Source organism: Methanofollis sp. W23 (assembly GCF_017875325.1).
In the GTDB taxonomy this organism is placed as follows: domain Archaea; phylum Halobacteriota; class Methanomicrobia; order Methanomicrobiales; family Methanofollaceae; genus Methanofollis.
The window spans coordinates 613,289-639,858 of record NZ_JAGGMN010000001.1 but is presented as its reverse complement, the minus strand read 5'-3'; the positions used below and the strand labels follow the sequence as shown (position 1 = coordinate 639,858).

The 26,570-nt window shown below is 61.3% G+C and carries 20 protein-coding genes and 1 riboswitch; of the genes, 9 read left to right on the top strand and 11 right to left on the bottom strand.

Annotated elements, in window-relative coordinates; all coding sequences use genetic code 11:
- Positions 1-30 precede the first annotated feature (30 nt).
- Positions 31-450 (bottom strand): hypothetical protein, encoded by a 420-nt coding sequence (locus J2129_RS02660; protein ID WP_245320552.1) that lies wholly within the window; start codon positions 448-450, stop codon positions 31-33.
- A gap of 258 nt (positions 451-708) precedes the next feature.
- Here J2129_RS02660 and J2129_RS02655 point away from each other — a divergent pair, with 258 nt between their 5' ends.
- The gene (locus J2129_RS02655; protein WP_209629305.1) at positions 709-1,464 is read left to right on the top strand and encodes a hypothetical protein; all 756 of its coding nucleotides are present in this window, start codon (positions 709-711) and stop codon (positions 1,462-1,464) included.
- A gap of 523 nt (positions 1,465-1,987) precedes the next feature.
- On the opposite strand, the gene dnaJ is transcribed toward J2129_RS02655, so the two are convergent.
- The 4 genes from dnaJ to J2129_RS02635 all read right to left on the bottom strand — a co-directional run bounded on the left by dnaJ (position 1,988) and on the right by J2129_RS02635 (position 7,085).
- Positions 1,988-3,127, bottom strand: a complete 1,140-nt coding sequence (gene dnaJ, locus J2129_RS02650; protein ID WP_209629304.1) for a molecular chaperone DnaJ — start codon at positions 3,125-3,127, stop codon at positions 1,988-1,990.
- A 6-nt stretch (positions 3,128-3,133) separates the two neighbouring features.
- Positions 3,134-5,008, bottom strand: coding sequence for a molecular chaperone DnaK (gene dnaK, locus J2129_RS02645; protein WP_209629303.1), 1,875 nt, complete (start codon positions 5,006-5,008; stop codon positions 3,134-3,136).
- 12 nt (positions 5,009-5,020) lie between these two features.
- On the bottom strand, positions 5,021-5,575 hold the full coding sequence (locus tag J2129_RS02640; protein ID WP_245320551.1) for a nucleotide exchange factor GrpE: 555 nt from the start codon (positions 5,573-5,575) through the stop codon (positions 5,021-5,023).
- 124 nt (positions 5,576-5,699) lie between these two features.
- Positions 5,700-7,085, bottom strand: a complete 1,386-nt coding sequence (locus J2129_RS02635) for a phosphoadenosine phosphosulfate reductase family protein (protein WP_209629302.1) — start codon at positions 7,083-7,085, stop codon at positions 5,700-5,702.
- Between the two features lie 91 nt (positions 7,086-7,176).
- Here J2129_RS02635 and purH point away from each other — a divergent pair, with 91 nt between their 5' ends.
- From purH to J2129_RS02605, 6 genes are all read left to right on the top strand, one after another.
- Complete coding sequence (purH, locus tag J2129_RS02630; protein WP_209629301.1) at positions 7,177-8,661, top strand: bifunctional phosphoribosylaminoimidazolecarboxamide formyltransferase/IMP cyclohydrolase; 1,485 nt, start codon at positions 7,177-7,179, stop codon at positions 8,659-8,661.
- 299 nt (positions 8,662-8,960) lie between these two features.
- Positions 8,961-9,022: riboswitch (Fluoride riboswitch) on the top strand.
- 34 nt (positions 9,023-9,056) lie between these two features.
- Positions 9,057-10,853 (top strand): dynamin family protein, encoded by a 1,797-nt coding sequence (locus J2129_RS02625; RefSeq protein ID WP_209629300.1) that lies wholly within the window; start codon positions 9,057-9,059, stop codon positions 10,851-10,853.
- Between the two features lie 8 nt (positions 10,854-10,861).
- Complete coding sequence (gene eno / locus J2129_RS02620) at positions 10,862-12,151, top strand: phosphopyruvate hydratase (RefSeq protein WP_209629299.1); 1,290 nt, start codon at positions 10,862-10,864, stop codon at positions 12,149-12,151.
- A 468-nt stretch (positions 12,152-12,619) separates the two neighbouring features.
- A complete protein-coding gene (locus J2129_RS02615) occupies positions 12,620-13,087 on the top strand; it encodes a YbhB/YbcL family Raf kinase inhibitor-like protein (protein WP_209629298.1) in 468 nt (155 codons plus the stop codon).
- A gap of 707 nt (positions 13,088-13,794) precedes the next feature.
- Positions 13,795-14,520 carry an ABC transporter ATP-binding protein gene (locus J2129_RS02610; protein ID WP_209629297.1) on the top strand — a complete coding sequence of 242 codons (726 nt, stop codon included), beginning with the start codon at positions 13,795-13,797 and terminating at the stop codon, positions 14,518-14,520.
- On the top strand, positions 14,513-15,919 hold the full coding sequence (locus tag J2129_RS02605) for a hypothetical protein (protein WP_209629296.1): 1,407 nt from the start codon (positions 14,513-14,515) through the stop codon (positions 15,917-15,919). Before J2129_RS02610 ends, J2129_RS02605 begins: the two co-directional genes overlap by 8 nt.
- A 3-nt stretch (positions 15,920-15,922) precedes the next feature.
- On the opposite strand, the gene J2129_RS13120 is transcribed toward J2129_RS02605, so the two are convergent.
- Positions 15,923-16,045 (bottom strand): hypothetical protein, encoded by a 123-nt coding sequence (locus tag J2129_RS13120; RefSeq protein WP_281069790.1) that lies wholly within the window; start codon positions 16,043-16,045, stop codon positions 15,923-15,925.
- Between the two features lie 404 nt (positions 16,046-16,449).
- On the opposite strand from J2129_RS13120, the gene J2129_RS02600 reads away from it, so the two are divergent.
- Complete coding sequence (locus J2129_RS02600; RefSeq protein WP_209629295.1) at positions 16,450-17,637, top strand: argininosuccinate synthase; 1,188 nt, start codon at positions 16,450-16,452, stop codon at positions 17,635-17,637.
- 732 nt (positions 17,638-18,369) lie between these two features.
- Here J2129_RS02600 and J2129_RS13115 read toward each other — a convergent pair.
- From J2129_RS13115 to J2129_RS02565, 5 genes are all read right to left on the bottom strand, one after another.
- The gene (locus tag J2129_RS13115; protein WP_281069789.1) at positions 18,370-21,243 is read right to left on the bottom strand and encodes a PKD domain-containing protein; all 2,874 of its coding nucleotides are present in this window, start codon (positions 21,241-21,243) and stop codon (positions 18,370-18,372) included.
- 57 nt (positions 21,244-21,300) lie between these two features.
- Positions 21,301-22,518: a hypothetical protein gene (locus J2129_RS02580; protein WP_209629294.1), complete on the bottom strand. Its 1,218-nt coding sequence runs from the start codon at positions 22,516-22,518 to the stop codon at positions 21,301-21,303.
- 515 nt (positions 22,519-23,033) lie between these two features.
- Positions 23,034-23,273 carry a hypothetical protein gene (locus J2129_RS02575; protein WP_209629293.1) on the bottom strand — a complete coding sequence of 80 codons (240 nt, stop codon included), beginning with the start codon at positions 23,271-23,273 and terminating at the stop codon, positions 23,034-23,036.
- A 10-nt stretch (positions 23,274-23,283) separates the two neighbouring features.
- Positions 23,284-24,786 carry a methanogenesis marker 14 protein gene (locus tag J2129_RS02570; RefSeq protein WP_209629292.1) on the bottom strand — a complete coding sequence of 501 codons (1,503 nt, stop codon included), beginning with the start codon at positions 24,784-24,786 and terminating at the stop codon, positions 23,284-23,286.
- 25 nt (positions 24,787-24,811) lie between these two features.
- Positions 24,812-25,591 carry an ArsR family transcriptional regulator gene (locus J2129_RS02565; RefSeq protein WP_209629291.1) on the bottom strand — a complete coding sequence of 260 codons (780 nt, stop codon included), beginning with the start codon at positions 25,589-25,591 and terminating at the stop codon, positions 24,812-24,814.
- Between the two features lie 62 nt (positions 25,592-25,653).
- Here J2129_RS02565 and J2129_RS02560 point away from each other — a divergent pair, with 62 nt between their 5' ends.
- Positions 25,654-26,058 (top strand): pyridoxamine 5'-phosphate oxidase family protein, encoded by a 405-nt coding sequence (locus tag J2129_RS02560; RefSeq protein ID WP_209629290.1) that lies wholly within the window; start codon positions 25,654-25,656, stop codon positions 26,056-26,058.
- The last annotated feature ends 512 nt before the right edge of the window (positions 26,059-26,570 follow it).

Genomic DNA, 26,570 nt, shown 5'->3' with positions numbered 1-26,570 from the left:
AGGTCTCTTAATCTCAAGAAGAAAAAAACGTCAGAACGCCCCCATCCCGTACACAAACGCCGCCGAGACCGCAAGGAGGACAAGCACAAAAAGGCCCAGGACCAGGAGTCCGACAAAGAGGATCATCAAGAGGACGTTGGTCTCCCTGAACGGGACCTCCCCGGCATTCATCTTCTCTGCGGTCCGATACCCGTCATAGATCCCGTAGAGATAGACGATCAGCCCGGGGATAAGGAGGAGAGTGCCGACGGCGGTCCCGAGGAGGACCAGCACCCCTTTCCCGATCTCGCCGTTGTAGACCTGGCCGAGGCCTGGGCACGAGATGGCGCAGATGAGGGCGATCGCGAGGTTCTTCTGTTTCGTGGGCGAGAAGTGCGCCCCGCAGTTCGGGCAGACGGCGCCATCCCTCTCCTTGATCGGCGTTCCGCAGTTCGGGCAGTAGTTGGGCATAAATGTCTCAAAAGGGTCGGCCTCAGGAGATGTATAGGTGCTGATCCCGCCCCGGGCCTGGCATGAGAATTCGAGGAGACTGAGAGGAGGCAGGCGCGAGCGGTGGCCTCGTCAAGAATTGGCGAGGGGTTCTACAGAGCCATTTTTCGAGAGAGGAGAGGGCGCGATCACAACCAATATATCCACGCACAATTATATTTGCCCGCGGAGGCGGCCTGCACGCCCCCGGTCCCCTGCGACTCCCATGAAGGTGATGAAATGAAAAAACGCACACTTTTTGGGACCAGTATCCTGGTCCTGCTGGCACTTGTTCTGGTCTCGTACTGGTTCCTCTCCGGTCCTGGCACCAACTCCCCTGGACCAGATCTCAACGCGACAGAGAGCAAAACAATGGTTGGAACCATCACCCGTCTTTCAGACGAGGAGAACAAGACGCCTCTGGCTAAAACCCACAACCAGACATCTGTCGAGACCATAGAAGACGTGCTCGCGGCCAGGAACCTCACGTTGAGTAATAAGGACGACGCCATGCTCCTGACAGAAGACTCCGACCTCGCCGCATTTGCCCGTGAGCGGATGAACCGCCATGGGGTCTTCCAGGACGAACTGGACGGTGCAGTGGCGGGCGAACCGGTCTATGTATACTCGCGGGACGAAAAACTGAACGACTACTACCTCGTCCCGTTTGAAAAGGACGGGTATATCACTGTCGTGGCAGAGATTACCGTCATGGACGAGATTGCACTCTTCGGCGGCGTGGGTGCTCCATCCATACAGACAGAGGACGTCGTGCGGCCGACACTGGACAAGGCCAGGGAGGCACTCTCCGCGCGCGGCCATGACGACGACCTGGACGCCAGACTGGTCTGGAAGCCCTGCCTGCAGACCATGTCGCGGTCCAGTCCGGTATGGGAGTTCATCGACGATGAGGGAGAGACGTGGTACGTCTGCGATTCTTTCGACGGCACGATAGAGGTCTATGACGAACTGACGGAAAAGACGCGTGCCGGGTGAGAGTCACACCCCTCTGTCTCTCTTTTTTTGTAGTTTTCTTACCGCTCACACCAGGGCCGACTCCGCCCTGTCCCGCCCAGGCATCTGGTGATCAAAGAGTGTGCCGTGAATTTTTGACGTTCGATGGGAGTGCCCTGGTGAATGATATGAAGGCCCCCATCCTACCCTCCCGAATACGTCTCCCTCGATCCCCATACGACGAGTGGTCGGGGGCGGTACTCCGGCGATCAACACAGAGAACACTCATCTGATCTCCGCTTCTGTCATTCTCGACCAATCGCCATCGTCAGGGGTCCGGGGGCACTCGTCCCCCGACGAGAAGATGGGGAAAGGCGGTTGAATCATACTCAAACCAAGAAAAGATGAGGAATTCTACAGAGCCGACTCTTCACAATTTGATCTCCCATGCACGAGATCACCGAAACATATCCCGCCAGAAAAAATCATCACTTCAAAAAATCGAGGGGCACACCCAGGGCATGAGACGCACAACAAATTCAGAAAAAAACACGCGAGAAAGGGCCTACTCTTCAGCCCCGCCCCGCATCTTGTCCACGAAATCCTTGAAGAACCCCTTCTTCTCAGAACTCTTCTGCTCGATCTCGAGGATCTTCTCGTACAACTCCTTCTCCTCGTCAGAGACCTTCTTTGGCACGACCACCCGCACCCTGACCAGGAGATCACCGGCCTTCCCCCGCCGACGCACCCCCTCGCCAGGGATACGGAGGGCCATGCCGTGCTGGATCCCTGCCGGGATCTTCAACTCGACCGTGCGCTCATCGATCGTCTTCACCTCGACCGAAGACCCGACCGTCGCCTGGGCCGGGGTGACCTTCACCTCAGTCTCCAGGTTGTCGCCGGTGCGGACAAACTTCGGGTGCTCCTCGACCAGGACCTCGACATACAGGTCGCCGACCGGCGCCCCATACTCGCCGGCCTCGCCGTAGCCTTCCATCCTGAGACGGAGCCCCGAATACGCACCCGCCGGGACATGGACCGTGACCTTCCTCTTCACCCTGGTATGGCCACTCCCGCCGCACATCGAGCACGGCTCCTCAGGGACCTTCCCCCGACCATTACAGTCAGGACAGGTGCTCATCCTCACGAACTGCCCGAAGAGCGACTGGCTCACCTGCCTGATCTGCCCGCTCCCCCCGCACTTCGCGCAGGCGCGCATCTTCTTGTTCTTGCTCCCGGTCCCCTCGCAGTCAGGACAGGACTCGCTATGATAGACCTCGACCTCGCGGTCGACCCCGAAGACCGCGTCCCTGAGACTGATCTTCATCCTGAGAAGGAGATCGGCGCCGGGCTTGGGGCCTCGCGGACCCCTCGGTCCGCCGCCCCCACCAAAGAAGGTATCGAAGATGTCCCCAAACCCGCTGAAGTCTGCCTGGAACCCGCCATATCCGCCGCTGCCCGAGTATGAGCCCTTCGAGGCGTTGGTGAACGCCTCGTGGCCTACATTATCGTACTGGGCCTTCTTCTGCTCATCTGAGAGGACCGAATAGGCCTCGTTGATCTCTTTGAATTTTTCTTCTGCGCCCGGTTCCTTGCAGACATCAGGGTGGTACTTGCGTGCAAGGTTGCGGTACGCCTTCTTGATCTCCTGCTGACTGGCGTCTCGCGAGACGCCGAGGACATCATAGTAGCTTCCCGCACTCATCGATGCTCACTCTTTCTTCTTCTCGTCCTTGACGTCGAAGTCGGCATCGACGACATCGTCGTCCTGCTTCTTGGCATCCTCAGGCCCGGCTCCGGCCCCTGCAGCGCCCGCGCCTTCGGCCCCGGCGGCCTGCTGCGCCTTCTGGGCTTCCTCGTAGATCCTGGCGGTGACCGCGTAGACGGCCTCGGTAAGCTCCTCCATCTTCTTCTTGATCTCCTCGATGTCGTCGCCCTCCAGCGCCTTCTTCAGGGCCTCAGAACCGTCCTCGATCTTCTTCTTCTCGTCCTCAGAGATCTTGTCGCCCGACTCCTTGATCGCCTTCTCGGCGGCATAGACCGCCGCGTCGGCATTGTTGCGGACCTCGATCTCCTCGCGCTTCTGCTTGTCCTCTTCCTCGGCGCCCTTCGCGTCGTCAACCATCTTCTCGATCTCTTCGTCTGAGAGACCCTTGCCGCCCTTGATGGTGATGGTCTGCTCCTTGCCGGTGCCAAGGTCCTTGGCAGAGACATGGACGATCCCGTTGGCGTCGATATCGAAGGTGACCTCGATCTGCGGGATGCCCCGAGGTGCCGGCGGGATCCCGGCAAGCTGGAAGCGGCCCAGGGTGTAGTTGTCCTTTGCAAGGGCACGCTCGCCCTGGATCACATGGATCTCGACACTCGTCTGACCGTCCGCCGCCGTCGAGAAGATCTGGCTCTTCCTCGTCGGGATGGTGGTGTTGCGCTCGATCAACTGGGTGGCGATCCCGCCCAGGGTCTCGATCCCGAGGGAAAGCGGGGCGACATCGAGGAGGAGCACGTCCTTTGCCTCGCCGGTAAGCACCCCGCCCTGGATCGCCGCACCGACTGCCACACACTCGTCAGGGTTGATCCCCTTGTCAGGGTCCTTGCCGGTGACCTTCTTCACCATCTCCTGGACCAGCGGGACACGGGTCGACCCGCCGACCAGCAGGACATGGTCGATGTCGGAGGCGGTCAATTTTGCGTCAGAGAGCGCCTGCTTCACCGGCTCGATCGTCTTCTCGACCAGGTCGCCGATGAGCTGCTCGAACTTTGCACGGCTGAGGTCGAGGTCCAGGAACTTCGGTCCGGTCTCGTCGGTGGTGATGTAGGGGAGGTTGATGTTCGTCTTCTGGACGGTCGAGAGCTCCTTTTTGGCGTTCTCGGCGGCGTCCCTCACCCGCTGCATCGCCATCGGGTCCTTGCTGAGGTCTATCCCCTCTTTTGCCTTGAACTCAGAGACGATCCACTCGACAACCTTCTGGTCGAAGTCGTCGCCGCCGAGACGGTTGTTCCCGGCCGTCGCCTTCACCTCGAAGACCCCGTCGCCGAGCTGGAGAAGAGAGACATCGAAGGTGCCGCCGCCCAGGTCGTAGACGAGGATCGTCGACTCCTCTTCCTTCTCGATACCGTAGGCAAGGGCGCTCGCCGTCGGTTCGTTGATGATCCTCATCACGTCGAGCCCTGCGATCTTGCCGGCGTCCTTCGTCGCCTGACGCTGGGCGTCGTTGAAGTAGGCCGGGACCGTGATGACCGCCTTGGTGATCTCCTCGCCAAGGTAGGCCTCGGCGTCGAGCTTCATCTTCTGGAGGATCATGGCCGAGATCTCCTGCGGGGTGTAGTTCTTGTCGTCAATGGCGACGGTCTCTTCAGACCCCATCTTGCGCTTGATCGAGATGATCGTCTTCTTGGGGTTGGTGATCGCCTGCCTCTTGGCGACGCTGCCGACCAGGCGCTCGCCGTCCTTGCTGAACGCCACGACCGAGGGGGTCGTCCTGCCGCCTTCGGCGTTGGCGATGACGGCCGGGTTGCCGCCTTCCATGATCGCCATGCATGAGTTCGTCGTACCAAGGTCAATGCCAAGTATCTTTTCCGATGCCATGATAATGCTCCTTTACTCTTTTCCTTTGGAGACTGCGACCTTTGCATGCCTGATGACCTTGTCGTGCATGCAGTAGCCGCGGATGAATTCTTCAACGACTGTGCCTTCGGGGTGGTCTGACGGGATGCAGGCGACCGCTTCGTGCGATTCAGGATTGAAATCCTGGTGCACGGCCTCGATCGGCCTGACCCCGTGTTTCTCCATGATCCCGGTGAATTCTTTCTGGATGCTTTCAAGCCCCTCGCGGAGGGAGGTATCGTCACCCTTCAACGCCCGCTCGAAGTTGTCGGCAACTTCCAGCAGTTCGACGGCGAAATTTTCAAGCGCAAACTGCCTGACCTCTTCTTTCTGCCGTGCGGTACGCTTTCTGAAGTTGTCGAAGTCCGCAGCAAGACGGAGGTACTGCTGGTTCAGATCCTCAGAGGTCTTCTTGAGTGTCTCGTTCTCTTCTCTGAGTTTCTGACAGGGATCTTCGGCGACGCCTCCTTCTCCGACGGTATGGGGGGGGCCTGCCTCTCTCGACGCCGAGGAATCTTTCGACGCCTTCCGGTTCATATCCGTCTGCATGGAATGCCTCGTAAATGTGACAATATCTGTTGCAATGAAGTTCTATATATAATTTCTTGTGGGGGGCAGAGAGACATCCATAGATTATCACCTGATTACCAAATCAAAGGAAAAAATATGGTTTTTATCGCTTTTGTCTCTTCTTTGGAAGCGTGATCCCGCACTGCGCCGCGAGTTCCCGCATCTTCGGGGGCGGCTCCTGCCAGCGCCAGACCCCGAGTTCGACACCCCGCAGCGGGATCCGCTCCTTCTTCGCCCAGGCGCGGAGGTGTTTGTCCCACCTCGCCATAAGGTCAGGGTGGAGGTCACGCGTCCGCCCCGCCTCACTCTCCAGCATCGCCGGGCAGAGCCAGCACCCGACCCGCTCGAACCCCTCCTCGTAGAGCGGGTTGTACGGCACCTGGCGCCACCAGAGGTACAGGAAGACCTCGAGGGCCCGCCAGTTTCTGATCGGCGAGATGTTCAGCTGCCGCGGGTTGAAGGGGTTCTCGATCACCGGCGGGAGGGTCGAGCGCGAGAACGACTCGTACCACCGGTTGCCTTGGACCGTGACGCACGGCCCGCTCTGTGCGAGCCAGTCCTTCACCGGCTGGAGTTTGAGGCGCTCGCAACACCAGCGGTCGTCCTTCCTTGGCAGGCCATAATGGTTCAGTTCAGACCAGAAGTCGCGGCCATGCAGCACCGTCTCGATCCCGCACTCCTTCACGAACGCCACGGTCTCAGGGAACTCCAGTCCGGTGTCCACATAATAGGCCTCCTCGACCCCGGCCCGCCTGGCAAGTTCGAGGACGACCGTGCTGTCCTTCCCGCCCGAGAACGAGACATTTGCCCTGGGGCGGTCGTGCATGTGCTGTCTGATGAACCTGACCGCAGTCCTCTCCAGGTTCTTGAGGTGTTTGGCGTTCGCCTTCCCGGTCTCGGTCCACGAGGGGTCAGGAACCCCGGCGGGGTCGAGCGGGTCGACGCGTCCGATCTGTTTCACCTTCACCTTCCCTTCCCTGAGCGTCCCGACCCCGGCGAGGGCGCCCATCTTCACCACCACCGGGCCGTCGGCGAGGGCGGTCGTCCCGACCCTGACATTCTTGCCGCCGATCCGGCCCTGGTTCATCCCTTGCTTCTCGGCGGCCTCGGTGATGTCGACGATGCCCTTCGTGATGGAAGGGAGGAGGAAGGGGAGGGCGTCCTGGGAGAGGTCGAAGGTGTAGGTCCTGGAGGCCGGGTCGTAGGTGAGGCGTCCGACGACGACCCCGCCGGCGATGACCGACTCAGCACGGTCCACGCCGCCGATCTTGTTGAAGAGGACCACCTGCGGCAGGCGGTCGGTCCCGAACCGGTCACGGAGGAGGGCACGCAGGAGGGCCATGTCGTGGCGCAGCGCCGGTCTGACGTCGTAGGGTTTCTGGAGGGCGATGCCGACGCCCTGCGCCCCGCACCGGCATTTCTTGCCGATGAGTGGGAGGTTGCAGACCGGGCACCAGTAGAGGGTTTTCTTGACGGCGGGTTCCTGCATATGATCGCTGACTCTGTTTGTCGGGCGGGCGGATAAGAAGTTGCATCGTGCGCTTGAAAGGTATAAGTCCTCTGAGGGCCATATATCCAGCATGAAATGGGCACTTCTCTCTGTCTGGGACAAGACCGGGATTGTGGATCTTGCACAGACCCTTGTTGAGAACGGCTACCGTATCATCAGTTCGGGGGGGACCGGACGGGCCCTCGGTGAAGCAGGGATCGATTTTGTTGAGGTCTCCGACTACACGGGTTCGCCTGAGATCATGGACGGGAGGGTCAAGACCCTCCACCCGCGCGTGCACGGCGGCCTCCTTGGCAGGCCGGACGTGGACGCCGAGGTCATGAAGGACCTCGACATCAACCCCATCGACCTGCTGGTCGTCAACCTCTATCCATTCGAGAAAATGGCAGGGGAAGACCTGGCGCTCGACGACCTCATCGAGTACATCGATATCGGCGGTCCGGCGATGATCAGGGCGGCGGCCAAGAACTTCAAGTATGTCTCGGTCGTCGTCGACCCGGCAGACTACGCGATGGTCAAGGAGAACGTCGCCAGGGGCGGGTTCACCTACGAGCAGCGGCTCGGGCTTGCAAAGAAGGTCTTTGCCCGCACGGCGGCGTACGATGCGGCCATCTCCAACCACCTGCACTCGATCGAGACCGACTTCCCTGAGGTCTACACGGTGCAGTTCACGAACCGCCGGGGTCTGCGCTACGGCGAGAACCCGCACCAGCAGGCGGCGGTCTACGGGGACCACGGGATCGCGGGGCAGACGACGCTCCAGGGCAAGGAGATGTCCTACAACAACTATCTCGATGTCGATGCGGCGGTCTCTCTGCTGCGCGAGTTCGACGGACCTACCTCGGTGATCGTCAAGCACAACAACCCGTGCGGGGTCGCCACCGGGAAGGACGGGCTCGAGGCCTATCTGGCCGCCCGCGAGGTCGATCCGATCTCGGCCTATGGCTCGATCGTGGCCCTCAACACCGAGGTCGACACCCCGATCGCCGAGGAACTCTGCGGTACCTTCGTCGAGGTGATCGTGGCGCCGTCGTTCACGCCTGAGGCCCTCGAGATCATGACGAAGAAGCCGAACATGCGGGTGCTGGTCATGCCAGAGCCCTCCACGGCCGACAGGCTCAGGTCCATCGACGGCGGGGTGCTGGTCCAGCGGACGGGTGTGCCAAAGGAGGACTGGAAGGTCGTCTCAGAGCGTGACCCGACCGCGGAAGAGATCGCGGCGATGCGGTTTGCGATGAAGGTCTGCAAGCACACGAAGAGCAACGCGATCATCTTTGCCAATGATCATGCCGCCATCGGGATCGGTGCGGGGCAGATGAACCGGGTCGAGTCGGCAAAGATCGCCGTCGAGAAGGCTCGGTCGTCTCTGAAGGGCTCGGTCGTGGCGTCGGATGCGTTCCTGCCATTTGCCGACACCCTCGAGGTCGCCGCAGAGGCCGGGGCGACGGCGCTTGTCCAGCCTGGAGGGTCGATCCGCGACCAGGAAGTGATCGACGCCGCAAACAAACTGAATGTGGCGATGGTCTTCACCGGCGTGCGCTACTTCAGGCACTAATCTTTTTTTGTTGCTCTGAGATTTTTGGAAGTGTGGGTGGGAGAGGGGACCGGATCGAGATGGAACGATCCAGGTCTGGAGAATCCTTCACGACGTTTTGGTGTGAGCGCGATTGGACCGCCTTTCCTTCGTCTCGCGCCGGGGGACGAGTGCCCCCGGACCCCCGGCATGGCGAGAGGCAGGAGATCGCAGGGTGCAGGATCAGATGAACGCCATCATTTTGATTCCCAAAAGATGTCCTTCATCACATCTCCCTCACCCGATTGCAAAGAATTAATGCGGCACCGGTGCATAATTCATTCTATTCAGGTGATGGAGTTCACCGTAAACCGCCTTTTGTGCTGATAACTCCTGCGTTCCCCGAGCATTTCGTAATCTCGCACCGGAGAAGGAGCATGCAGCAGACACTTAACCACGAGGGAGCCCCCGCCTCTCCCCACCGACCCGAGACCCTTGAGCGTGCGATCGCGTGCGTCCGCGGCCTCGGGCCAGACTACGCCAGGTACGAGACCCGTCTTCTCGATCTTGCCGACCGCCTCGACACCGGCAGATTTCATCTTGCCGTGCTCGGCCAGTTCAAACGCGGCAAGAGCACGTTGTTGAACGCCCTCATCGGTGAGGACGTCCTGCCACGCGGGGTGGTCCCGCTCACCGCCGTCCCGACCGTCGTCACCCATGGGGCGCGGCGGGAGGTGCGGGTCAGGTTCGAGGACGAAGGGGAGGAGAAGGTCGTCGAGGCCGGGGACGCCGGGGAGATGAGAGCCGTCCTCCTCGACTATGTCGCCGAAGACCGCAACCCGGCAAACGAAAAACACGTCGCTTCGGTCGAGGTAGTCCACCCGGCGCCCCTGCTCGAGGACGTGGTGCTCATCGACACGCCTGGCATCGGGTCCACTCACCGCCACAACACCGAGACGACCCTCGCCCTCCTCCCTCGATGCGACGCCGCCCTCTTCCTCCTCTCCGCAGACCCGCCGATCACCGAGGTCGAGGTCGGCTTCCTCCGCGAGGTGCGCCAGGCGGTCCCGCGTCTCTTCTTCCTCCTCAATAAGGTCGACTACCTCTCAGAGGACGAACGGGAGGAGGCCGTCGCGTTTCTCAGGGAGGTGCTTGCAGGGGAGACCGGCGAGGACGGGGACGACCTGACGATCTTTCCGGTCTCGGCCAGGGCCGGACTCCGAGCGCGGGAGGAAGGCGATGAGGAGGCCTGGCGGCAGAGCGGGCTTGACGCCGTCGTCGACCACCTTGTCACCTTCCTCGTCCACGAGAAAGAAGACGTCCTCTGTGAGGCGATGGAGCGGCGGGCCCGCACCGTCGTGGACGAACTCAGGTTCCACCTCGAACTCGAACTCCGCTCGCACGAGACCCCTCTCGAAGACCTCGAAGAGAAGTGCCTGGTCTTCGACGCTGTGATCAGGGAGGCGGAGGAGAAGCGCCAGGCGATCGCCGACCAGATCGAGGGCGACCACCGGCGGGTGAACGCCCTCCTTGAAGTCGAGGCCGGGCGCCTCAGGGAGCGTGCGATCGCACGCCTGGACGAGGTCGCCTTTGAGGCGCTCCGCACCTCTCCGCAGGGGCCTCTGGACGAGCAGGCCGCCATTGACGCCCTCGACGCTTTTATTCCTGGCTACTTCGCAGGGCTCCTCGCAGAGATCACCGATCGTGTCGACCGGGTCCTCGCCGCGAGACTCCAGCGTCACCAGGACCAGGTCGACGGTCTTGTCGAGAGCGTGCGCCAGGAGGCGGCCACGCTCTTCGCGGTCCAGACTCCGGCCGGTCCTCGGCGCGAGATCTATGTGGTCGAGCGCGAACCCTTCTGGGTCTCGCGGAAACACTGGGGGAGTGTCCTCTCCCCTGTCGGCGCCGACCTCATCGAGCGGGTCATGCCGCCTCGTCTGCGAGTGAGGCGGATACGGGAGAGGCTCTCCGACCAGATCAAACGCCTCGCCCTCCACAATGTCGAGAACCTCAGGTGGGCGACGCGCCAGAACATCGACGCCGCCTTCAGGCGGTTCAGGGATGACCTGGAGGCTGAACTGGACGAGGCGGTCCAGGTCACCGGCACGGCGGTCCGCATTGCGTCGACGCGGCGTGACAGGGAGATCGAAGAGACAGCGGGTGAGATCACCCGGCTGAAAGACGCCCTGGCGCTCGTCGCCGCGGTTTCAGGGCTGATGACCATAAAGGAGTGAAACTATTCATGACTGACACCACCATCACCTCCCTTCACGGGAGAGAGATCCTCGACTCGCGGGGAAACCCCACCGTCGAGGTTGAGATCTGGCTTGCATGCGGGGCACGTGCCCGCGCCGCCGTTCCTTCTGGAGCGTCGACCGGGGTCCACGAGGCCCACGAACAAAGAGACAGGGACCAGTCGAGGTACCGCGGGAAAGGTGTCCTGCACGCCGTCGACCTGGTGAACACCGAGATCGCGGCTCACCTGCGAGGCAAGGACGCCGCGGCGCAGGAGGAGATCGACCGCGACCTCATCGCCCTCGACGCCACCCCGACGAGGGCCCGTCTCGGGGCCAACACCATCCTTGCGGTCTCGATGGCCGCGGCAAGAAGTGCGGCTGCGGCGGCGGGGCTTTCATTGTGGCGTTCCCTCGAAAACCCCGAAGGGCGAGCGGCGATGCCGGTGCCCATGATGAACATCCTCAACGGCGGGGTGCATGCCGCCTGGCAGGGCGCCGACTTTCAGGAGTACATGATCGTCCCGTACGGGGCGCCCGACTTCAGGGAGGCACTCCGCTACGGCTCAGAGACCTATCACGCTCTCAAGGAACTCCTCGCGGCGAAGGGGTATCACACCGGCGTCGGGGACGAAGGCGGGTTTGCCCCGGCGGTCAGGTCCAACCAGAAACCGCTCGACCTCATCGTCGAGGCGATCGAGGCGGCGGGTTTCAGGCCTGGGGCCGAGATCGGGCTGGCCCTCGACCCGGCGTCGAGCGAATTGTACATGGACGGGGAGTACCGCCTCAAGACCGAGGGACGAGCGCTCTCTTCCGGAGAGATGGTGGACTATTATGCAGACCTTGCCGCCGCCTACCCTCTCATCGTGATCGAGGACGGCCTGGCCGAGGACGACTGGGACGGCTGGCGTCTGCTGACCAGGACGCTGGGCGACCGCCTCGAACTGGTGGGCGACGATCTCTTTGTCACGAACGTGGAGCGGGTCAGGAGGGGGATCAGGGAGCAGGCCGCCAACGCCGTGCTCATCAAACCAAACCAGGTCGGCACGGTGACCGAGACGATCGCGGCCGTCGACCTGGCCCAGGCCAACGGCTGGGGAGCGATGGTCTCGCACCGGAGCGGCGAGACGGTCGATACGTTCATCGCCGACCTCTGCGTCGCCCTCGGTACCGGGCATCTCAAGACCGGGGCACCGGCCCGCGGCGAGCGGGTGGAGAAGTATAATCAGTTGCTCAGGATAGAAGAGGAAGCGGAAGGTCGCCTGCCCTTTGCAGGGCGCGAGGGATTTGTGCGATAGAAGAGGAGTCCAGAGCACAGTGTTTGAGAGTGCCGCCCCCCTGACCCCGCGATGGCGGTGCCACGACAGGTCGTGGACGGCACCCCCTCTTCAGGGAGTTCGAATATGCCTTCCCGGCCATAAAGGGGGAGGGGCTCTATAGGGGCCGTCGCGTGATCATCCATATTTAGACAGGATAATCGTGGAGACCTCCATCCATCGCCGCCCCGGAGACAGACAGACCGTCATTCTCATCCCATATGCGTGCACTCCAGGTTCACGCTGGATTCTGGATTCTACAGAGCCGTTTTTTAATCATCTCTCCAGGCACTGAAATGCGTAACATCTCATCACAAAGATAACAGAAGAACTATTCAGGCCCCCGACTCGCAGGGGCAGAGACCTGCCCTGGATCACCACCGGTCACGCCCCCCCCTCATCACCCCACCTATCATATAGGAGAGCGATACCTCCTGCGGAGGGTCAAGGATGGAAAACCCTATTGTCGAGATCAGTTTTGATATCTTCCCTGAGAGACACACCTGCGACGGTGAGGACATCTCGCCTGAAATTCGGATTTCCCGGTTGGAATCACCCTACTGCGTGATCATTCTCACCGACCCGGGTGCAAAAGTCGACCACTGGCTCATCTGGAATATCCCGGCGACAGATCTCATCCCCGAAGGGATCCCTGCAAACCCCGAGGTCTCGTCGCCAGTCCAGGCACGGCAGGGCAGAAACGACCTCGGGAAGATCGGGTACAGCGGCCCGTGCCTGCCAGAGGGAGCGGCCCACGAGTACTATTTCAACCTCTATGGGACCGACACCCTGCTCGACCTTCCAGGAGGGGCGAGCGGCGCGGAACTGAAGGAGGCACTGAAAGGACACACACTCCAGTACAGCGGGACCGCAGTGGCAGGGTACCGCCGGAAAAAACAGGAACTCAAAGCCAGGTGAAGGGAGGACACCCCTCTCTCTCACAGGGATCTGTACGTCCTCTCCCCGGCATGAGCCGCGGCGATGACCAGGACAGACCTGTAGACCTGTGCAGGAACATCGGAGATGACGCCCTCTTCACGGGTGTCCATCGTGTCTTCCGGCTCATATCTTTATCCCGGGGATCCGGGGGCGAGTGCTCGCCCTGAATGTCTGTTGCGAAAAGAGAGAGCAGAGATCCTTTCGCACCCCCCACTCTCCTGGGGTGACCATCCCCCCGAACCAAAGTGCATCCTTCCAGAAACTCAAAACCCTCTCCTCCTCCGGGGGGCGGTGATGTGAGAAGGCATGAATTGCATGGGGGCGCACCGAAAAGGGGAGGACCTCCCCACCATATCTACTGCTCTCTTCCGGGAGGGGGAGGGCTGGAGGGTTCTGGGATAACCTCCGCGTATGAGTGAACCCCGGGGTTCGTGTCCGGTACCAATAAATCCCTTCCCTCCTCCCCAGGAGAGTACGCGACCGGCCGCAATCTCCCATCGACCACATCGGGTGCACCGCCCCCGGGTAGCCGAGGACAAAGATTCAGAGACCCAGAGACCAGGGTGCCCGCTCCAGGATTCCACACCCCCCATGGAAAAACCATCCCATCTCATCTCCCGGATCAGAGTCCAGAAAAATTAAAAAGACTGATACCTCGCGAGATTCCACCTTCACAGAAGAGACCAATGCGTGCGATACTTGAGGTGGACCATCTCACCAAACTCTACGGCGAGACCAGGGCGGTGGACGGCGTCACATTGTCTGTCAAGGAAGGGTCGCTCTTCGGCCTGCTCGGCCCCAACGGGTCCGGGAAGAGCACGATGATCAAGATGCTGACCGGACAGGTCAGGCCGACGGCGGGGTCGGCACGAGTCCTTGGCATCGACGTCGAAAAAGACCCGGTCGGCGTGCGTTCACGGGTCGGGATCATCCCTGAACAGGAGACGCCCCCAAGTTTCCTCACCTCAGAGGAGTACCTCGACCTTGTCGGGAAAGTGCGGGCGGTCCCCGAGATCGAGGAGCAGAAGGCATGGTGGTTTGAGTACCTGGAGTTCGAAGACACGCGTGACATACTCTGCAAGGACCTCTCGCGGGGCACCAGGCAGAAACTGATGTTTGCCCAGGCCTTTCTCCACAGACCGGTCCTCGCCCTCATCGACGAACCCCTCGTCAACTTCGATCCTCTCATGCAGGAGAAGGTGAAAGACTATCTCAGGACATATGTGAAGGACGGCAACACCGTCTTCATCTCCACGCACATCCTTGAGATCGCCGAGGAGATCTGTTCTGACTTTGCCGTCCTCCATACCGGACGACTCCTTGCCGCCGGCGAGATCGCCGAGGTCACCGGGGGCGGCCGGCACCTCGGCGAGTACTTCCTCTCCCTTGTCAGGGCAGGTGCCCATGCTTGAACTCTTCAGGGCCATGATGAAAGAGGAGTGGCGGGTCCACTCCACGATGTTCGGGAGCCTGAGTTTTGCCCTCTACCCGGTGCTGATCTGCGCCATCGCCTTCATGAGTTCCTTCCTCCTCCCGTACCTCGGACCCCTCCTCCCCTTCGGCGACCTCGCCCTCGTCGTCCACGCCGGCTTCCTCCTCCTCGGGCTCATGGTCGGGGCATTCGGGCTCATGATGAACGAGGTGATGGAAAGGAGGTTCGGGCAGTCGAGCACCCTCGCCTACTCGGCACGGATCTTTCCCCTCTCTGAACGGTTCATCTTCCTGAACTTCGTCGTGAAGGACACGCTCTACTATATCCTCCTCTGGGTGCTCCCTTTCATCGTGGGGTTCGCGCTCGCCGCACCCTGGATCGGCATCCAGTCCTGGACAGTGCTCCTCCTCCTGCTCACTCTCTCCCTCTCGTTTCTCACCGGGCTCTCGGCCGCGTTCTTCTTCTCGATGCTCTATGTCCGCTCGACACGCCTCCTTGCCCTCGCCTGCATCCTCCTCCTCGGCATTTGGGCGGCGGCGTCCGTGACCGTCGGCACCGGTCCTGAAGCGCCCTTCCTCCCGCTGGCACTCTTTCACACCTTCTCGTGGTGGACGTTCCTGGCGGCGTGCGCCCTGGTGATCACCCTCACCGCGGCCGCCCTTGCCCTCCTCACGCCAGAATCGACCGCAAAGACAAAACACTACCGCAACCGCTTCGCTCCCCTTGCCGACCGGTTGACCCTCTTCCCGTCCCCGGCCCTCGCCGCAAAAGACCTCCTCGACCTCTCCAGGAGCGGCAGCGCCGTCGGGCAGACCATCTTCTCGTTCCTCGTCCCGCTCGGACTCATCTGGTGTTTCCTCGCGGTCCTCGGGGACTTCCTCCCACAGCACACCATCCTCCTCCTCTTTGCAATCATCACCGGCATGGTCGCCTCGACGATGTACATCTGGCTCACCATCTTCGACTCCTTCGGGCTGTACGCCTGCCTCCCGGTGAGCGTCGCCGCAGTCATCCAGAGCAAGATCTATAGTTTTGCCGTGCTGCAACTCATCCCGGCCGTCTTCATCGCCCTCCTCACCCTCGCGATCGGGGCGGAGGGCTATCTCCTGCCCGCCCTCCTCCTCTGTCTCTCGGTCTCCTTCTATGGACTGGCGGTGACCGTCTTCCTGACCGGACTCTCGCCAAATGTCCTCCTCTACGACACCAGGGTCCTTGCCTCCTACCTCCTGGCGCTCGGCCTCCCGGTCTTCCTCCTCATCGTCCTCTTGTTCATGAACCCCTGGTACGCCGCGGCGGCAGTGCTCCTCCTCGTGCCTGGCCGGTGGCTTGTGCGGCGGAGTTATGGGAGATGGGAGGGGAGGGAGCAGATGATCTTCTGAGGACTAAAAGTCACCGCAGTCCTCAGGAGTGAACCCTGAGATCAAATTCAGGAGAAAGAAGAGGAGAAGGAGCCCAAGGGCGGTCATGATCGCGGCCCCGGCATTATGGTGCCCCCCTGCTTCCAATGAATACGCACCACACAGACCACCCCCTCCGATTATTCTCTGTAAAAATCCCAGAACTCTCTGGCCTTCCCCTACACTCCCGCCTGGGGCGAGTGCCGCCCGCACCCCCAGGAGGAAGATTGAGCAGGAGAAACATATTCGAACTCCTTGAAGAGGGATTGCCGTCCCCCGCCACAGATAAACCGTCTGGAGGGATCCTACAGAGTTCAATCTTCAAACAAGTCTCCTCCCAGATGGATGGCCAGACTTCTGATCCACGTCGGCCCCGAGGAGACACCGCCGCCCCTCATGGACACCTGGTCCCCTCCAGAGCATTAAAAGTCTGAGAGCACCAATCAATACTGGGTATCTCCTATCGCGTTCAAAAGCGCCAGGACCCAGAAGAGCACACTGGAGCATAACATATGGGAAAAGGAAAAGTTGTTCTTGCCTTCTCGGGCGGGCTCGACACCTCGATCTGCGTCCCCCTCCTCAAGGAGCACTACGGCTTCGATGAGGTGATCACCGTCGCAGTCGACGTCGGCCAGCCGCAGCACGAGGTCGAGGAAGCCACGAAGAAAGGCGAAAAGATTGCGGACCGCCACTATACCATCAACGCCAGAGAGCAGTTCGTCAGGGAGCACGTCTTCAGAGCGGTCAAGGCCAACGGGTCGTACGAGGGCTACCCAATGGGCACCGCGCTTGCCAGACCGCTCATCGCCGAGGAGATCGTGGCCGTCGCCAGGAAGGAGGGCGCCGTGGCCATCGCCCACGGGTGCACCGGCAAGGGCAACGACCAGCTCCGCTTCGACTTCATCTTCAGGGCGCACGGCTACGAGGTCGTCGCCCCGATCAGGGAGATGAACCTTACCAGGGAATGGGAGATCGAGTACGCCGAGGAACACGGCATCCCGGTCCCGGTCAAGAAGGAAAAACCCTGGTCCATCGACGAGAACTTCTGGTCACGGAGCATCGAGGGCGGGAAACTCGAAGACCCGGCCTACCATCCGCCAGAAGATATCTATGAATGGACCGCCTCCCTTGCCGACGCCCCGGCCGAACCCGAGACTCTCTCGATCGGGTTCGAGCAGGGCGTGCCGGTCTCCCTCAACGGGAAGAAGATGGCAGGCGAAGACCTGATCAGGGAACTCAACACCATCGCCGGCCGCCACGGTGTCGGGAGAAACGACATGATGGAAGACCGGATCCTCGGGCTGAAGGCCAGGGAGAACTACGAGCACCCGGCCGCCACCGTCCTCCTCGCCGTCCACCACGACCTCGAGCGCCTGGTGCTCACCCGCGAGGAACTCGCCTTCAAGCAGGTCGTCGACGGCAAGTGGTCTGAACTCGCCTATATGGGCCTGGTCCACGAACCGCTGTACGCCGCGCTCAACGCCTTTGTCGACACCACCCAGGAGCGGGTCAACGGCACGGTCGACTGCATGCTCTTCAAGGGAGCGGTGCATGTCCGGGGGCGGTCCTCGCCGCAGGCCCTGTATTCCGACGACCTTGTCTCCTTCGACACCAAGACCATCGACCAGTGCGACGCCGTCGGGGTCTCGAAGTACTTCGGGATGCAGGCACGCCTCCTCCAGCAGGTCAGGAAGAATTAAATCCTTTTTTTTCGCGAAACATTCGCGGTCTCCCCTTTGAATATGCGTTGATATGTCGGTCCAGTAGAACCTACCTCACTTCAAGGCCGCCATGTGACGATGGACCCATCATTTATTCTTTTTCGCGCCTCTCTTTTTCATGGAGGCCAGGGGGGCGTTCGGTGCGCACTCGCCGTACAGGTCGGCGAGGGGTTCCCCTGAGCCTGATTATTCGGCTCTGTAGAAATCCTCAGGACTCTGGCGGGGGGCTCGCCGCCCCCCGGACCCATCGTGGTCCAGGTGGAGGAGAGGACGTCGCACTCCAGGAAGGAAAACCTTCAGTTCAAGGCGATTGGTCAGGCCACAGGGAGTGGTGAGAGATCCTCTATGGCTATCGACTCCCCCACTGCCCTTCAGCCACGACATATTGCAATTCGGCTTTAGAGTGATTGAGTGAGACAGGAAGGCAAAGGACGAACCGCTCAGAAATGGGATGTCCCCTCTGCGTATCAGTCATGGGGGGCGTGATGGGATCGAATTCTCATGCAAAACCCTCACCTCACCACCTCCTCGTACGAACTTGGCCCCCCAGTCAGGGGACATCATCAAAAGAGTCTCTCCAGAGTCCCAGAGATAGATCTTCAGTTCTATCCTGCGGCAAAATAAAATCAAGGGCAGGGGGAACCAGGTGATCCCCCTGTTCCAGTCATTCCATACTGTGTACAGGTCCAAGAGACCTGTACAACCTCCTCTTTAGGTCGTCTCTTCAGGCGCGGCCTCTTCCTCCTCTGGTGTCAGTTCCTCTTCGTCTTCCTCTGGAGTACTCTCTTCTTCAGGTGTGACCTCTTCCTCTTCCTCCTCTGGCGTCAGTTCCTCTTCTTCCTCTGGAGTACTCTCTTCTTCAGGTGTGACCTCGATGTAGTCGGCCTCTACCTTTGCGTCGGTCTCGGTCCCGTCAGAGACCGTCAGGACCACGGAGTAGAGCCCAGGCTCTGCATATTCGTGAGTCGGGTTCTGCTCGGTCGAGGTGTCCCCGTCACCGAACTCCCAGAACCACGAGGTCACCGGGCCCTCGGAGAGGTCGGTGAAGCCCACGCTCAAGGGCGTGGTGCCGCTCCGCGGCTCGGCCGTGAAGTTCGCGGCCAGGACCGATGGTGCGGCGGTGACATTGATGTAGTCGGCCTCTACCTTTGCGTCGGTCTCGGTCCCGTCAGAGACCGTCAGGACCACGGAGTAGAGCCCAGGCTCCGCATATTCGTGAGTCGGGTTCTGCTCGGTCGAGGTGTCCCCGTCGCCGAACTCCCAGAACCACGAGGTCACCGGGCCCTCGGAGAGATCGGTGAAGCTCACCTCAAGCGGTGCAGTGCCGTTCAGTGGATCGGCCGTGAAGTTCGCGGCCAGGACCGATGGTGCGGCGGTGACCTCGATGTAGTCCGCCTTTGTCTCGGCGTCGGTCTTCGTCCCGTCAGAGATCGTCAGGATCACGGTGTAGAGCCCAGGCTCCGCATACTCATGGGCCGGGTTCTGCTCGGTCGAGGTGTCCCCGTCGCCGAACTCCCAGAACCATGCTGTCGGTGACCCGACCGAAGTGTCGGTGAAGTTCACCTCAAGCGGTGCGGTGCCGTTCAGTGGATCGGCCGTGAAGTTTGCGTCAAAATCACTGGGTGTGACATTGAGGCTCCCGGTACCGGCGGTGAGCAGGTACTCGTTCAGGACCGGGCTCAGGACCCGCGCCTCCCCGACGGCAAGATCAGTCTGGCCTTCCAGGTCGCCGCGGACCGTCAGGGTGCAGAGCGTGATGTTCTCTTTGCCAGGATCAGTGACCCCCTTGATCCCTGAGAGCTGGACCGAGTCTGCCGGCAGCGGCGAGACCAGAGGACCGGACTTTACCCAGGCGGGCATCTCGACATCCACGATCTCGGCGACCGCCGGGTCGGTGAGGTCGATGTCCATGTAGTAGAAGGCGATCCCCTCCTCGGCCCGGTCCATCACGACATCATAGGTGGTGTTCTCCCCCTCGGTTACCTCCGCCTCTCTCGGGACAAAGGAGAGATTCGCCTTGAGTTCTTCTGCAGAGACCGTGATGTACCCGACCTTCCTCTCGGTGTCGGCCGAAGTCCCGTCAGAGATGGTCAGGGAAACCGTGTAGGTGCCTGGTTTCGTGTAGGTGTGTGTCGGGAACTGTGCCGTCGACCCGGTCCCATCGCCAAAGTCCCATGCCCACGAGGTCGGCGACCCGGTCGAGAGGTCGGTGAACGCCACTTCCAGTGGTGCGACTCCGCTCCGCGGGAAGGCCTTGAAGTCGGCGTTCAACGACGGTTGAGGTGCGGGTCCAGGCCCTGGCGCCGGCGGTTCTCTGGGTCCGAGCCTGAGGATAAAGGCGTCGAGCGTGCAGTTCGTGATGTCTGCCGGGTTCTCGCAGATCCCGGCCTCGCCTCCGATCGCATATCCGCCGTCCCCGGTTGCGACGATGGCGTGCGGGTCGTTCTCGAACGGACCGATGGTGTAGAAGTCGCGCCATTCGATCTCGCCGGTGTCATCGGTTGCGATGAGAGAGATGGCGTTCTGCGGGTTTGCCGGCGGGTCGCAGTGGCATGCAAGGATAAACCCGCCTTCTGGTCTCTCGACGAGATCCTCAGCCCAGAATGTATCTGAACACGAAGTATAGGCCCTGGACCACTCGACCTGTCCCTCGGCGTCGGTCTTGATCAGGGCGGCGGCGGCAGTGTCGGGTTTTTCAAAGACGACCCTGCCCGCGACGGCATAGCCCCCGTCGGCAGTCGGGACCGCCTTCACCGTCCAGAAGTCGCCTTCGGCACCCTGCGAGGTCCAGTTCATCTCACTCGCGGGGTAGTAGCGCTCCCAGATCAACGTCCCGTTGGCGTCGGCCTTCCTGAGGAAGGCATCGGTCGTCCCATTGATTATGTCGGCCGAGATCCCGGCAAAGACATAGTCCCCCTCATCGGTCTGCAGGACCGAGAATCCGGTGTCGTCGATGTCTCTCATGTAGCCGTTCGTCCACTCCACGCCGCCGGTCTCGTTGGTTTTCACGAGATATGCGGCATTCGGCGCGGCCGACGGGTTGTCCCTGCCGGTCAGGACAAACCCTCCGTCTTCACAGACGGCAACGTCCTGGACCGCCTCCCAGGTCGGACTCACGTTCCCGGTCGGCCCGGTCCAGAGCACGCTGCCGTTCTCATCGGTCCTGACCATCATCGCCCCGTCGATCGATGCATATGTCATATCGATGAGCCCAAAGCCCCCGAGGATATAGCCCCCGTCTGGGGTCTCCTTCACGGCATGTGCGGTGTCATATCCGGCATAGTCGTAGGTCTGGTTCCAGAGCAGTGTGCCGTTCCTGTCGGTCTTCAGCAGCAGCATGTCGCTGGTCGATCCGTTCTGCACCTTCCCTGCAAGAACAAAATCGCTCTCATTGGTCATCTGGAGCGCATATCCGTAGTCGTTGTAGCCCGAGTCATAGGTCGTCCGCCAGCGCTCTTCCGGGATCTCCACGCCTGCTGCAATGCCTGTCAGGGCAAGCAGGGCGACGATCACGATCACGACGGCAGCCGCTGGTCGATACTTTCCCGGCCGGGATCTTCCGGCCGCGGAGATACTTCTCATCATTCCCCCCTCCTGGTGCCGGGTGGATAGGGGCGTGAGGGGATAAATGTAACTGGTCCCTTACGCCCTCCACTCCCGGGCGGTGAGGAGGATGAAGAGGTCCTGGCTCTCCAGTCCGGTCTCGGGGTCGATGGTCCGGGTCTTTCCGGTGACGGCATAGTTCCCGTCCCGTGTCGTGATGATGCTGTAGGGGTCGTTTTCGAAGGAGTTGAGGAAACCAGGGGTGGCATCGACCTCCCATTGGGAGGTGCCGTTCTCCCCGGTCCCGAAGAGAACGACGAGGTTGGTCGGGTTTGCAAGGGGGTCATGATAGCAGGCAAGGACAAATCCGGTGTCGTCGACCTTTGCCATTGACTCCGCCCAGAAGTCCCCGTCCTTCTGGTACGTCCAGTTCCGCTCAAGATTCCCGTTTTCGTCGGTCAGAAGAAGCAGTGCGGCGGAGACCGGTCTTTCAGGGAAGGTCAACCCCCCCGCGACGGCATAGCCCCCTCCTGCCCTCAGGGTGAGGTCGGGCGAGGTCATGAGGCCCTGAATATCGCTGAAGATCGGCCAGACCTCCAGGGCCTGGAAGGTCCTGGTCCAGGTGCGGGTTCCGTTCGCCCCGGCCATCATAAGAAAGACCTCTTCTGCGCCCGAGGAGAGGCCGGCGACCGCATACCCCTCGTTGTCTGTCATGGCGAGGGCGGTGGCCTCGCTCTCGTTGAGGTCCTCATAGGTCTGCACCCACTCGAGATGACCGCTCTCATTTGTCCTGACCAGAGCGGCGGTCTTCCCTCCCCCCGGCGTACGGGTCGATCCTGCGAGGAGGCAGTCGCCGTCCCCGGTCACGAGGAGGTCACGGGCGGGACCGAGATCGGAGACATTGGCCCCTTCAGGCCCGGTCCAGCGGACCTCGCCCTCGGCCCCGGTCCCGATCAGCGCCAGGCGACCGTCCTGTTCCCCGGCCAGCACATATCCGCCGTCTTCGGTCTCCCTGACGACATGGGCGGCGTCCATACCTGAGAGTGTGTACGTCCGGTCCCAGAGGACGCTGCCGTTCTCGTCGGCCCGCAGGAGGAGCATCGCGCGGGAGGTTTCGTTTCTGGAGGTTCCGGCGACCGCATATCCTCCGCCCTCGACTTCGATGATGTCGGTCCCTGACTCCTCCGACCCCCCGTCAAAGATTGTCCATTGCAGGGGGCCAGGGGGTTCAGACACCCCTGTCCCGACGCCGCAGACGACGGCAAGGCCGACGAGCAGCGCGACCATCATACTCCATGCCCCGCGTACTCCAGACATCTCTCCCCTCTCCCTCTTTGTGCGGCGGGAGATGAGAGACTTCAGCAATAAAAGTTGTCCTTGCGCGCTCCCCTCTCCAGGTCAGGTGAAAGACCGGTTCTGGTGCTCTGTAAAAACAACCCTGTAGAGATCCTCACTTTTTTTGGTTCGAGTATGATTCAACCGCCTTCCCCATCGTCTCACCTGGGGAGATCACCCCCGGAGTCCCGGGATGACGATGGGGTTGGGAAGGCAGAATGGACGACTGTGACGAGAGTGCTGCGGCCCTCGATCAATCAGGCGGCGAGGGGACCGGAGGGCGGCACCCCCCGGTGGAGGAGAGGGCGTAGCACTCCAGGAAAGAAAAACTTCAGTTCAAGACGAAGGCCATGCCCAGGGAGTTTTTGCTCATCATTACCCCCTGGAGATCAAGTAGAGTCGCCTTCAGATCACGTGCCTGCATGCCTCGAACTGCCCGGGGGAGCACACGCCCCAAAACATTGCGACGATCTGTCTCTCCCGGGAAAAAAAGGAAATTATTCCTTGCCGATGAAGTCGAGGACCATCGCCCGCAGATCTTTCTCAGCCTCTTCGAGCACCTCCTTCTTCCCGCGGAAGGCAAGGAGGTAGCGGGTGTCCCCGTCCATATTAGCGAAATTAAGCTGTTCTGCCCGGTCGACCAGGTCGACGTCGTACTTTTCGATGATCGCCCTGATCGCCGTCCTGGGCACGCCAGGGGGGATCAGGAGGTCAAAGAGTTCTTCTTCCTCTGCCATTCGTTCAGCCTCATTTTCCGATCTTGATCCGCTCGGCCATGATACACCGTCCACCGCGGACGCCGCCGAGCGGGTTCTTCGGTTTGCCAAGGGAGTTCATGCACCTGCCCATCAGGGCGGCGCCCCGTGCAAGCCCGTCGTCCACAAAGACCACGTGGTCCTGCGGATCTTTGTACAGCCCGCGCTCGGCGATCCCGTTCAGGATATACTGCGGCTTCTTCCCTGAGATCGCCGCCCGGCCGGTGAACCCGATGGACGAGTTCTCAGGGACCAGGTCGTGCTCGACGGCGACGTCGATGAGCCGCAGGGCCATCTCTGAGCAGACATGGTCGATCACATCGGTGAGCAGACCTTTACTGTACTTCTCATAGATCTCTGCGCCGATAGTATTGAGTGCACCGGTCTCGCTCCCGTTCTCGCCGACGTCGCACCCGATGAGGACCACCCCAGAGTCGTGGGCGACCCTGGAGTTGACCGGCACCCGCCCGAAGCGTTCGCGGTCGGGCGGGACGCGCCTGATGTCGATGTGCCGGTGGATCTGCTCGACATAGTCCTCGACGATCCCGGCGCTCCGTCCGATCCTGGAGACGCCTTCAAGGGCGCTCTTGTCGCCGAACATATCCAGCGCCGTCCCGGTCCGTCCCTCGACCTGCCCGGTGCCCCTGACGATGGAGTCGGGGATCGCACCTGCAAGTCCGCAGAAGTTCCCGATGGTCTTGGCGAAGGGGTCGGGGTCGCCGGGCGCGACGTCCGAGGTGATCCGGCCGTCGAGGGTGGTCCCGAAGTCGATGGAGATGCAGGGGTTGCGGAAGTCGACCGGGGTGTTCTTTGCCCCTTCCTTGATCCCGGCCATCGCGAGTTCGCCTTCCATCTCGTTGGCGACCATCTCGACGCCTGAACTCCCGACCGGCGGGACGACCCCGGCGACCGCCCCGACAAAGACGACCTTGTCGGCGAAGCTGTACCCCTGGAGTTTCTTCGAGAGGTTCTCCTTGGACATCGGGGGCGTCATCTTCTTGGGCGGGACGCCTGCTGCGAGGCAGCCGTTGGCCAGGGCGATCACGAAGTCGCCGACCTGGTCAGGGGAGTCCATCGCCGCCACCACGCCGGTGCTCCTGACGACAAAGTCGAGGTCGTCGGTGACCGAGAGCCCGACTTCCTTGTGGCACTCGAGAAGGGTGTCGCGGACCAGTTCGGTGACCGACTCCCTGGTGATCTTGGTCCCGTCCAGGGTCGCCCCAAAGACCTCTTCGCCTGGCTTTGGCGGGCGGACGTCGCGGCTCATCTTCACGGTCTTGTTGATGGCATAGGCGTGGCCGGTCTCAAGGTTCGTGCCGGTGAGGATGCACTTGGTGGTGGTGTTGCCCATCTCCACAGAGGCGACGATAAAGTAGGGCTTGACCTTGTATTCGGGCACGGCCATCCCGGCACCATGGGCGACCGAGGGGGGCGGTATGCTCTCTACGATATATGGCTTGGGTTTGAAGAAGCGGTCAAGAAAACGGGCGCACATATACTTTTCTCTCCTTCAGAAGACTTTATACCTTTCTATCCTGACCAATCGAGTGCTTCTTCGCCGGTGCCAGCGCTGCGCAGATCCGGGCGATCCCCTGGAGGGAGAGGTACCCGGTCCCGGTGAGATGATATTCCCCGCGGGTCCGGCGCTGCACGATGAGTCCGGCCTCTTCGAGCCGCGAGAGGTGGAAGAGGAGGTTGCCGCCGAGGAGGCCGGTCAGTCGCGAGAGGTCTGAGAAGGAGAGCGACCTCTCGGCGAGGGCCTTGAGGACCATGAGTCTCGGGACGCTGGCGGTGGGTTCGAGGAGGTCCCTGACCGTCTCTTCCACCGGGATCCCGGCGATCTCGGCACGGTCCTGCCCGTCCTTGAGCCCGAGTCCTTCGGCGATCTCGGCCTGTTTTTCGAGGAACAGGAGCGTGGCGTCAAAGCAGGGGCCGCATGCCGCCGACGGGGCCTTCTCCCTGAGGGCCTGGAGACGGGTTTTCTGCCCGGCGATCGCGTCGGGGGTGACGGTGCCGTCCCCCACCTTGAGGGCGCTCTCCCTGATGATCTGGTAGAAGACCTCGGCGCACCGTTCCCGCCCGGCACACCCTTGATCAAGGCGCTGTTCGAGTCCGGCCTGCACGTTCTCCAGGTGGGCGCCGATGGCCACCTGCCCGTACTCCCTGCGCAGTCCGGTCATGAGGTCGTCGAGATAACTGCAGTCCCTCACTTCGGCGAGGTGCCGGAGTTCTCTCCTGATGGCCTGCAGTTCGTCCCTGATCTCCTGGCCGTAGGTGCATTCTTCTGGAGGAGATGTCATGAAGTATAGTTTTCTAACACGCAGGTATATATCTGCTGAATTCAATAGAAAGGGTGATCACCATGGTAAAACTGAATGAAGAGATGAAAGAGGCCTTTTCAAAGGTAAAAACCTTCCCGGTGGCCACTGCATCCAAGGACGGCGTCCCCAATGTCGTGCCGATCGGCTTTTGCATGCTCGTCGACGACGAGACGATCTGGATCGCGGACAATTTCATGAAAAAGACCCTTGCCAATGTCAAGGAGAACCCGAAGCTCTCGCTCTATCTGTGGGGGCCTGAGATCAAGGGGTGCTTCCAGATCAAGGGCGACGTGAAGGTCGTCTCAGAGGGCGAAGACTTCCAGAAGATGCGCGAGGTCGTCCTCTCGAAGATGTCCAAGGCCCCGGCCAAGAACCTGCTGGCGGTCAAGATCACCGACGTCTACACCTGCGCCCCCGGTCCTGAGGCCGGCGATAAACTGCTCTGAACTTTTTTTCTTTTTTTCTGGCTCTGTAGAATCCCTCACCTTCTGTGTGGGGGAGATGTGTGTCACCCGCCTTCCCGCCCCTTTGACCGGGGGCAGGGCTCCCGGACCCCTGGGACCACGATAGGGTCGGAAGGCAGAATAGATGACCATCAAGAGAGTGCTGCCGTCCTCGACCTATCGTGTGGCGGGGGGGTTCGGGGGGCGGCCAAGCCCCCCGACAGAGAGATTCATCACGAGGATCTCTACAGAGCCTTTTTTCCGGACGTCTAAAAAGCCTCATACATTTGCCTGGGGCTCCTCCAAAGATCACGATCATCTCAAGTTCTCTTCGGTCGCACCTGCCCCATGATCAGGTGAGGACGACCGCGTGAGCGAGAGGCAGAGGGCCACTCCCGCCTTTCAGGATCATGTATTCACCTTGCCCCTCCTATCTCCATCCCGGGGGTCCGGGGACCATTCCTCCTTGGCCAGGGATGAATGAGATAGACATGCTGATCAGATGTTCCGCCCTG

Excerpts from the sequence above, each read along its gene's own strand:
- J2129_RS02565 (WP_209629291.1), bottom strand. The coding sequence starts at position 25,591 with ATGACATCTCCTCCAGAAGAATGCACCTACGGCCAGGAGATCAGGGAC.
- purH (WP_209629301.1), top strand. The coding sequence starts at position 7,177 with ATGAAATGGGCACTTCTCTCTGTCTGGGACAAGACCGGGATTGTGGAT.
- J2129_RS02600 (WP_209629295.1), top strand. The coding sequence starts at position 16,450 with ATGGGAAAAGGAAAAGTTGTTCTTGCCTTCTCGGGCGGGCTCGACACC.
- J2129_RS02625 (WP_209629300.1), top strand. The coding sequence starts at position 9,057 with ATGCAGCAGACACTTAACCACGAGGGAGCCCCCGCCTCTCCCCACCGA.
- J2129_RS02655 (WP_209629305.1), top strand. The coding sequence starts at position 709 with ATGAAAAAACGCACACTTTTTGGGACCAGTATCCTGGTCCTGCTGGCA.
- dnaK (WP_209629303.1), bottom strand. The coding sequence starts at position 5,008 with ATGGCATCGGAAAAGATACTTGGCATTGACCTTGGTACGACGAACTCA.
- J2129_RS02635 (WP_209629302.1), bottom strand. The coding sequence starts at position 7,085 with ATGCAGGAACCCGCCGTCAAGAAAACCCTCTACTGGTGCCCGGTCTGC.
- dnaJ (WP_209629304.1), bottom strand. The coding sequence starts at position 3,127 with ATGAGTGCGGGAAGCTACTATGATGTCCTCGGCGTCTCGCGAGACGCC.
- J2129_RS02575 (WP_209629293.1), bottom strand. The coding sequence starts at position 23,273 with ATGGCAGAGGAAGAAGAACTCTTTGACCTCCTGATCCCCCCTGGCGTG.
- J2129_RS02605 (WP_209629296.1), top strand. The coding sequence starts at position 14,513 with ATGCTTGAACTCTTCAGGGCCATGATGAAAGAGGAGTGGCGGGTCCAC.
- J2129_RS02580 (WP_209629294.1), bottom strand. The coding sequence starts at position 22,518 with ATGTCTGGAGTACGCGGGGCATGGAGTATGATGGTCGCGCTGCTCGTC.
- J2129_RS13115 (WP_281069789.1), bottom strand. The coding sequence starts at position 21,243 with ATGATGAGAAGTATCTCCGCGGCCGGAAGATCCCGGCCGGGAAAGTAT.
- J2129_RS02615 (WP_209629298.1), top strand. The coding sequence starts at position 12,620 with ATGGAAAACCCTATTGTCGAGATCAGTTTTGATATCTTCCCTGAGAGA.
- J2129_RS02560 (WP_209629290.1), top strand. The coding sequence starts at position 25,654 with ATGGTAAAACTGAATGAAGAGATGAAAGAGGCCTTTTCAAAGGTAAAA.
- J2129_RS02640 (WP_245320551.1), bottom strand. The coding sequence starts at position 5,575 with ATGCAGACGGATATGAACCGGAAGGCGTCGAAAGATTCCTCGGCGTCG.
- eno (WP_209629299.1), top strand. The coding sequence starts at position 10,862 with ATGACTGACACCACCATCACCTCCCTTCACGGGAGAGAGATCCTCGAC.
- J2129_RS02660 (WP_245320552.1), bottom strand. The coding sequence starts at position 450 with ATGCCCAACTACTGCCCGAACTGCGGAACGCCGATCAAGGAGAGGGAT.
- J2129_RS02570 (WP_209629292.1), bottom strand. The coding sequence starts at position 24,786 with ATGTGCGCCCGTTTTCTTGACCGCTTCTTCAAACCCAAGCCATATATC.
- J2129_RS02610 (WP_209629297.1), top strand. The coding sequence starts at position 13,795 with ATGCGTGCGATACTTGAGGTGGACCATCTCACCAAACTCTACGGCGAG.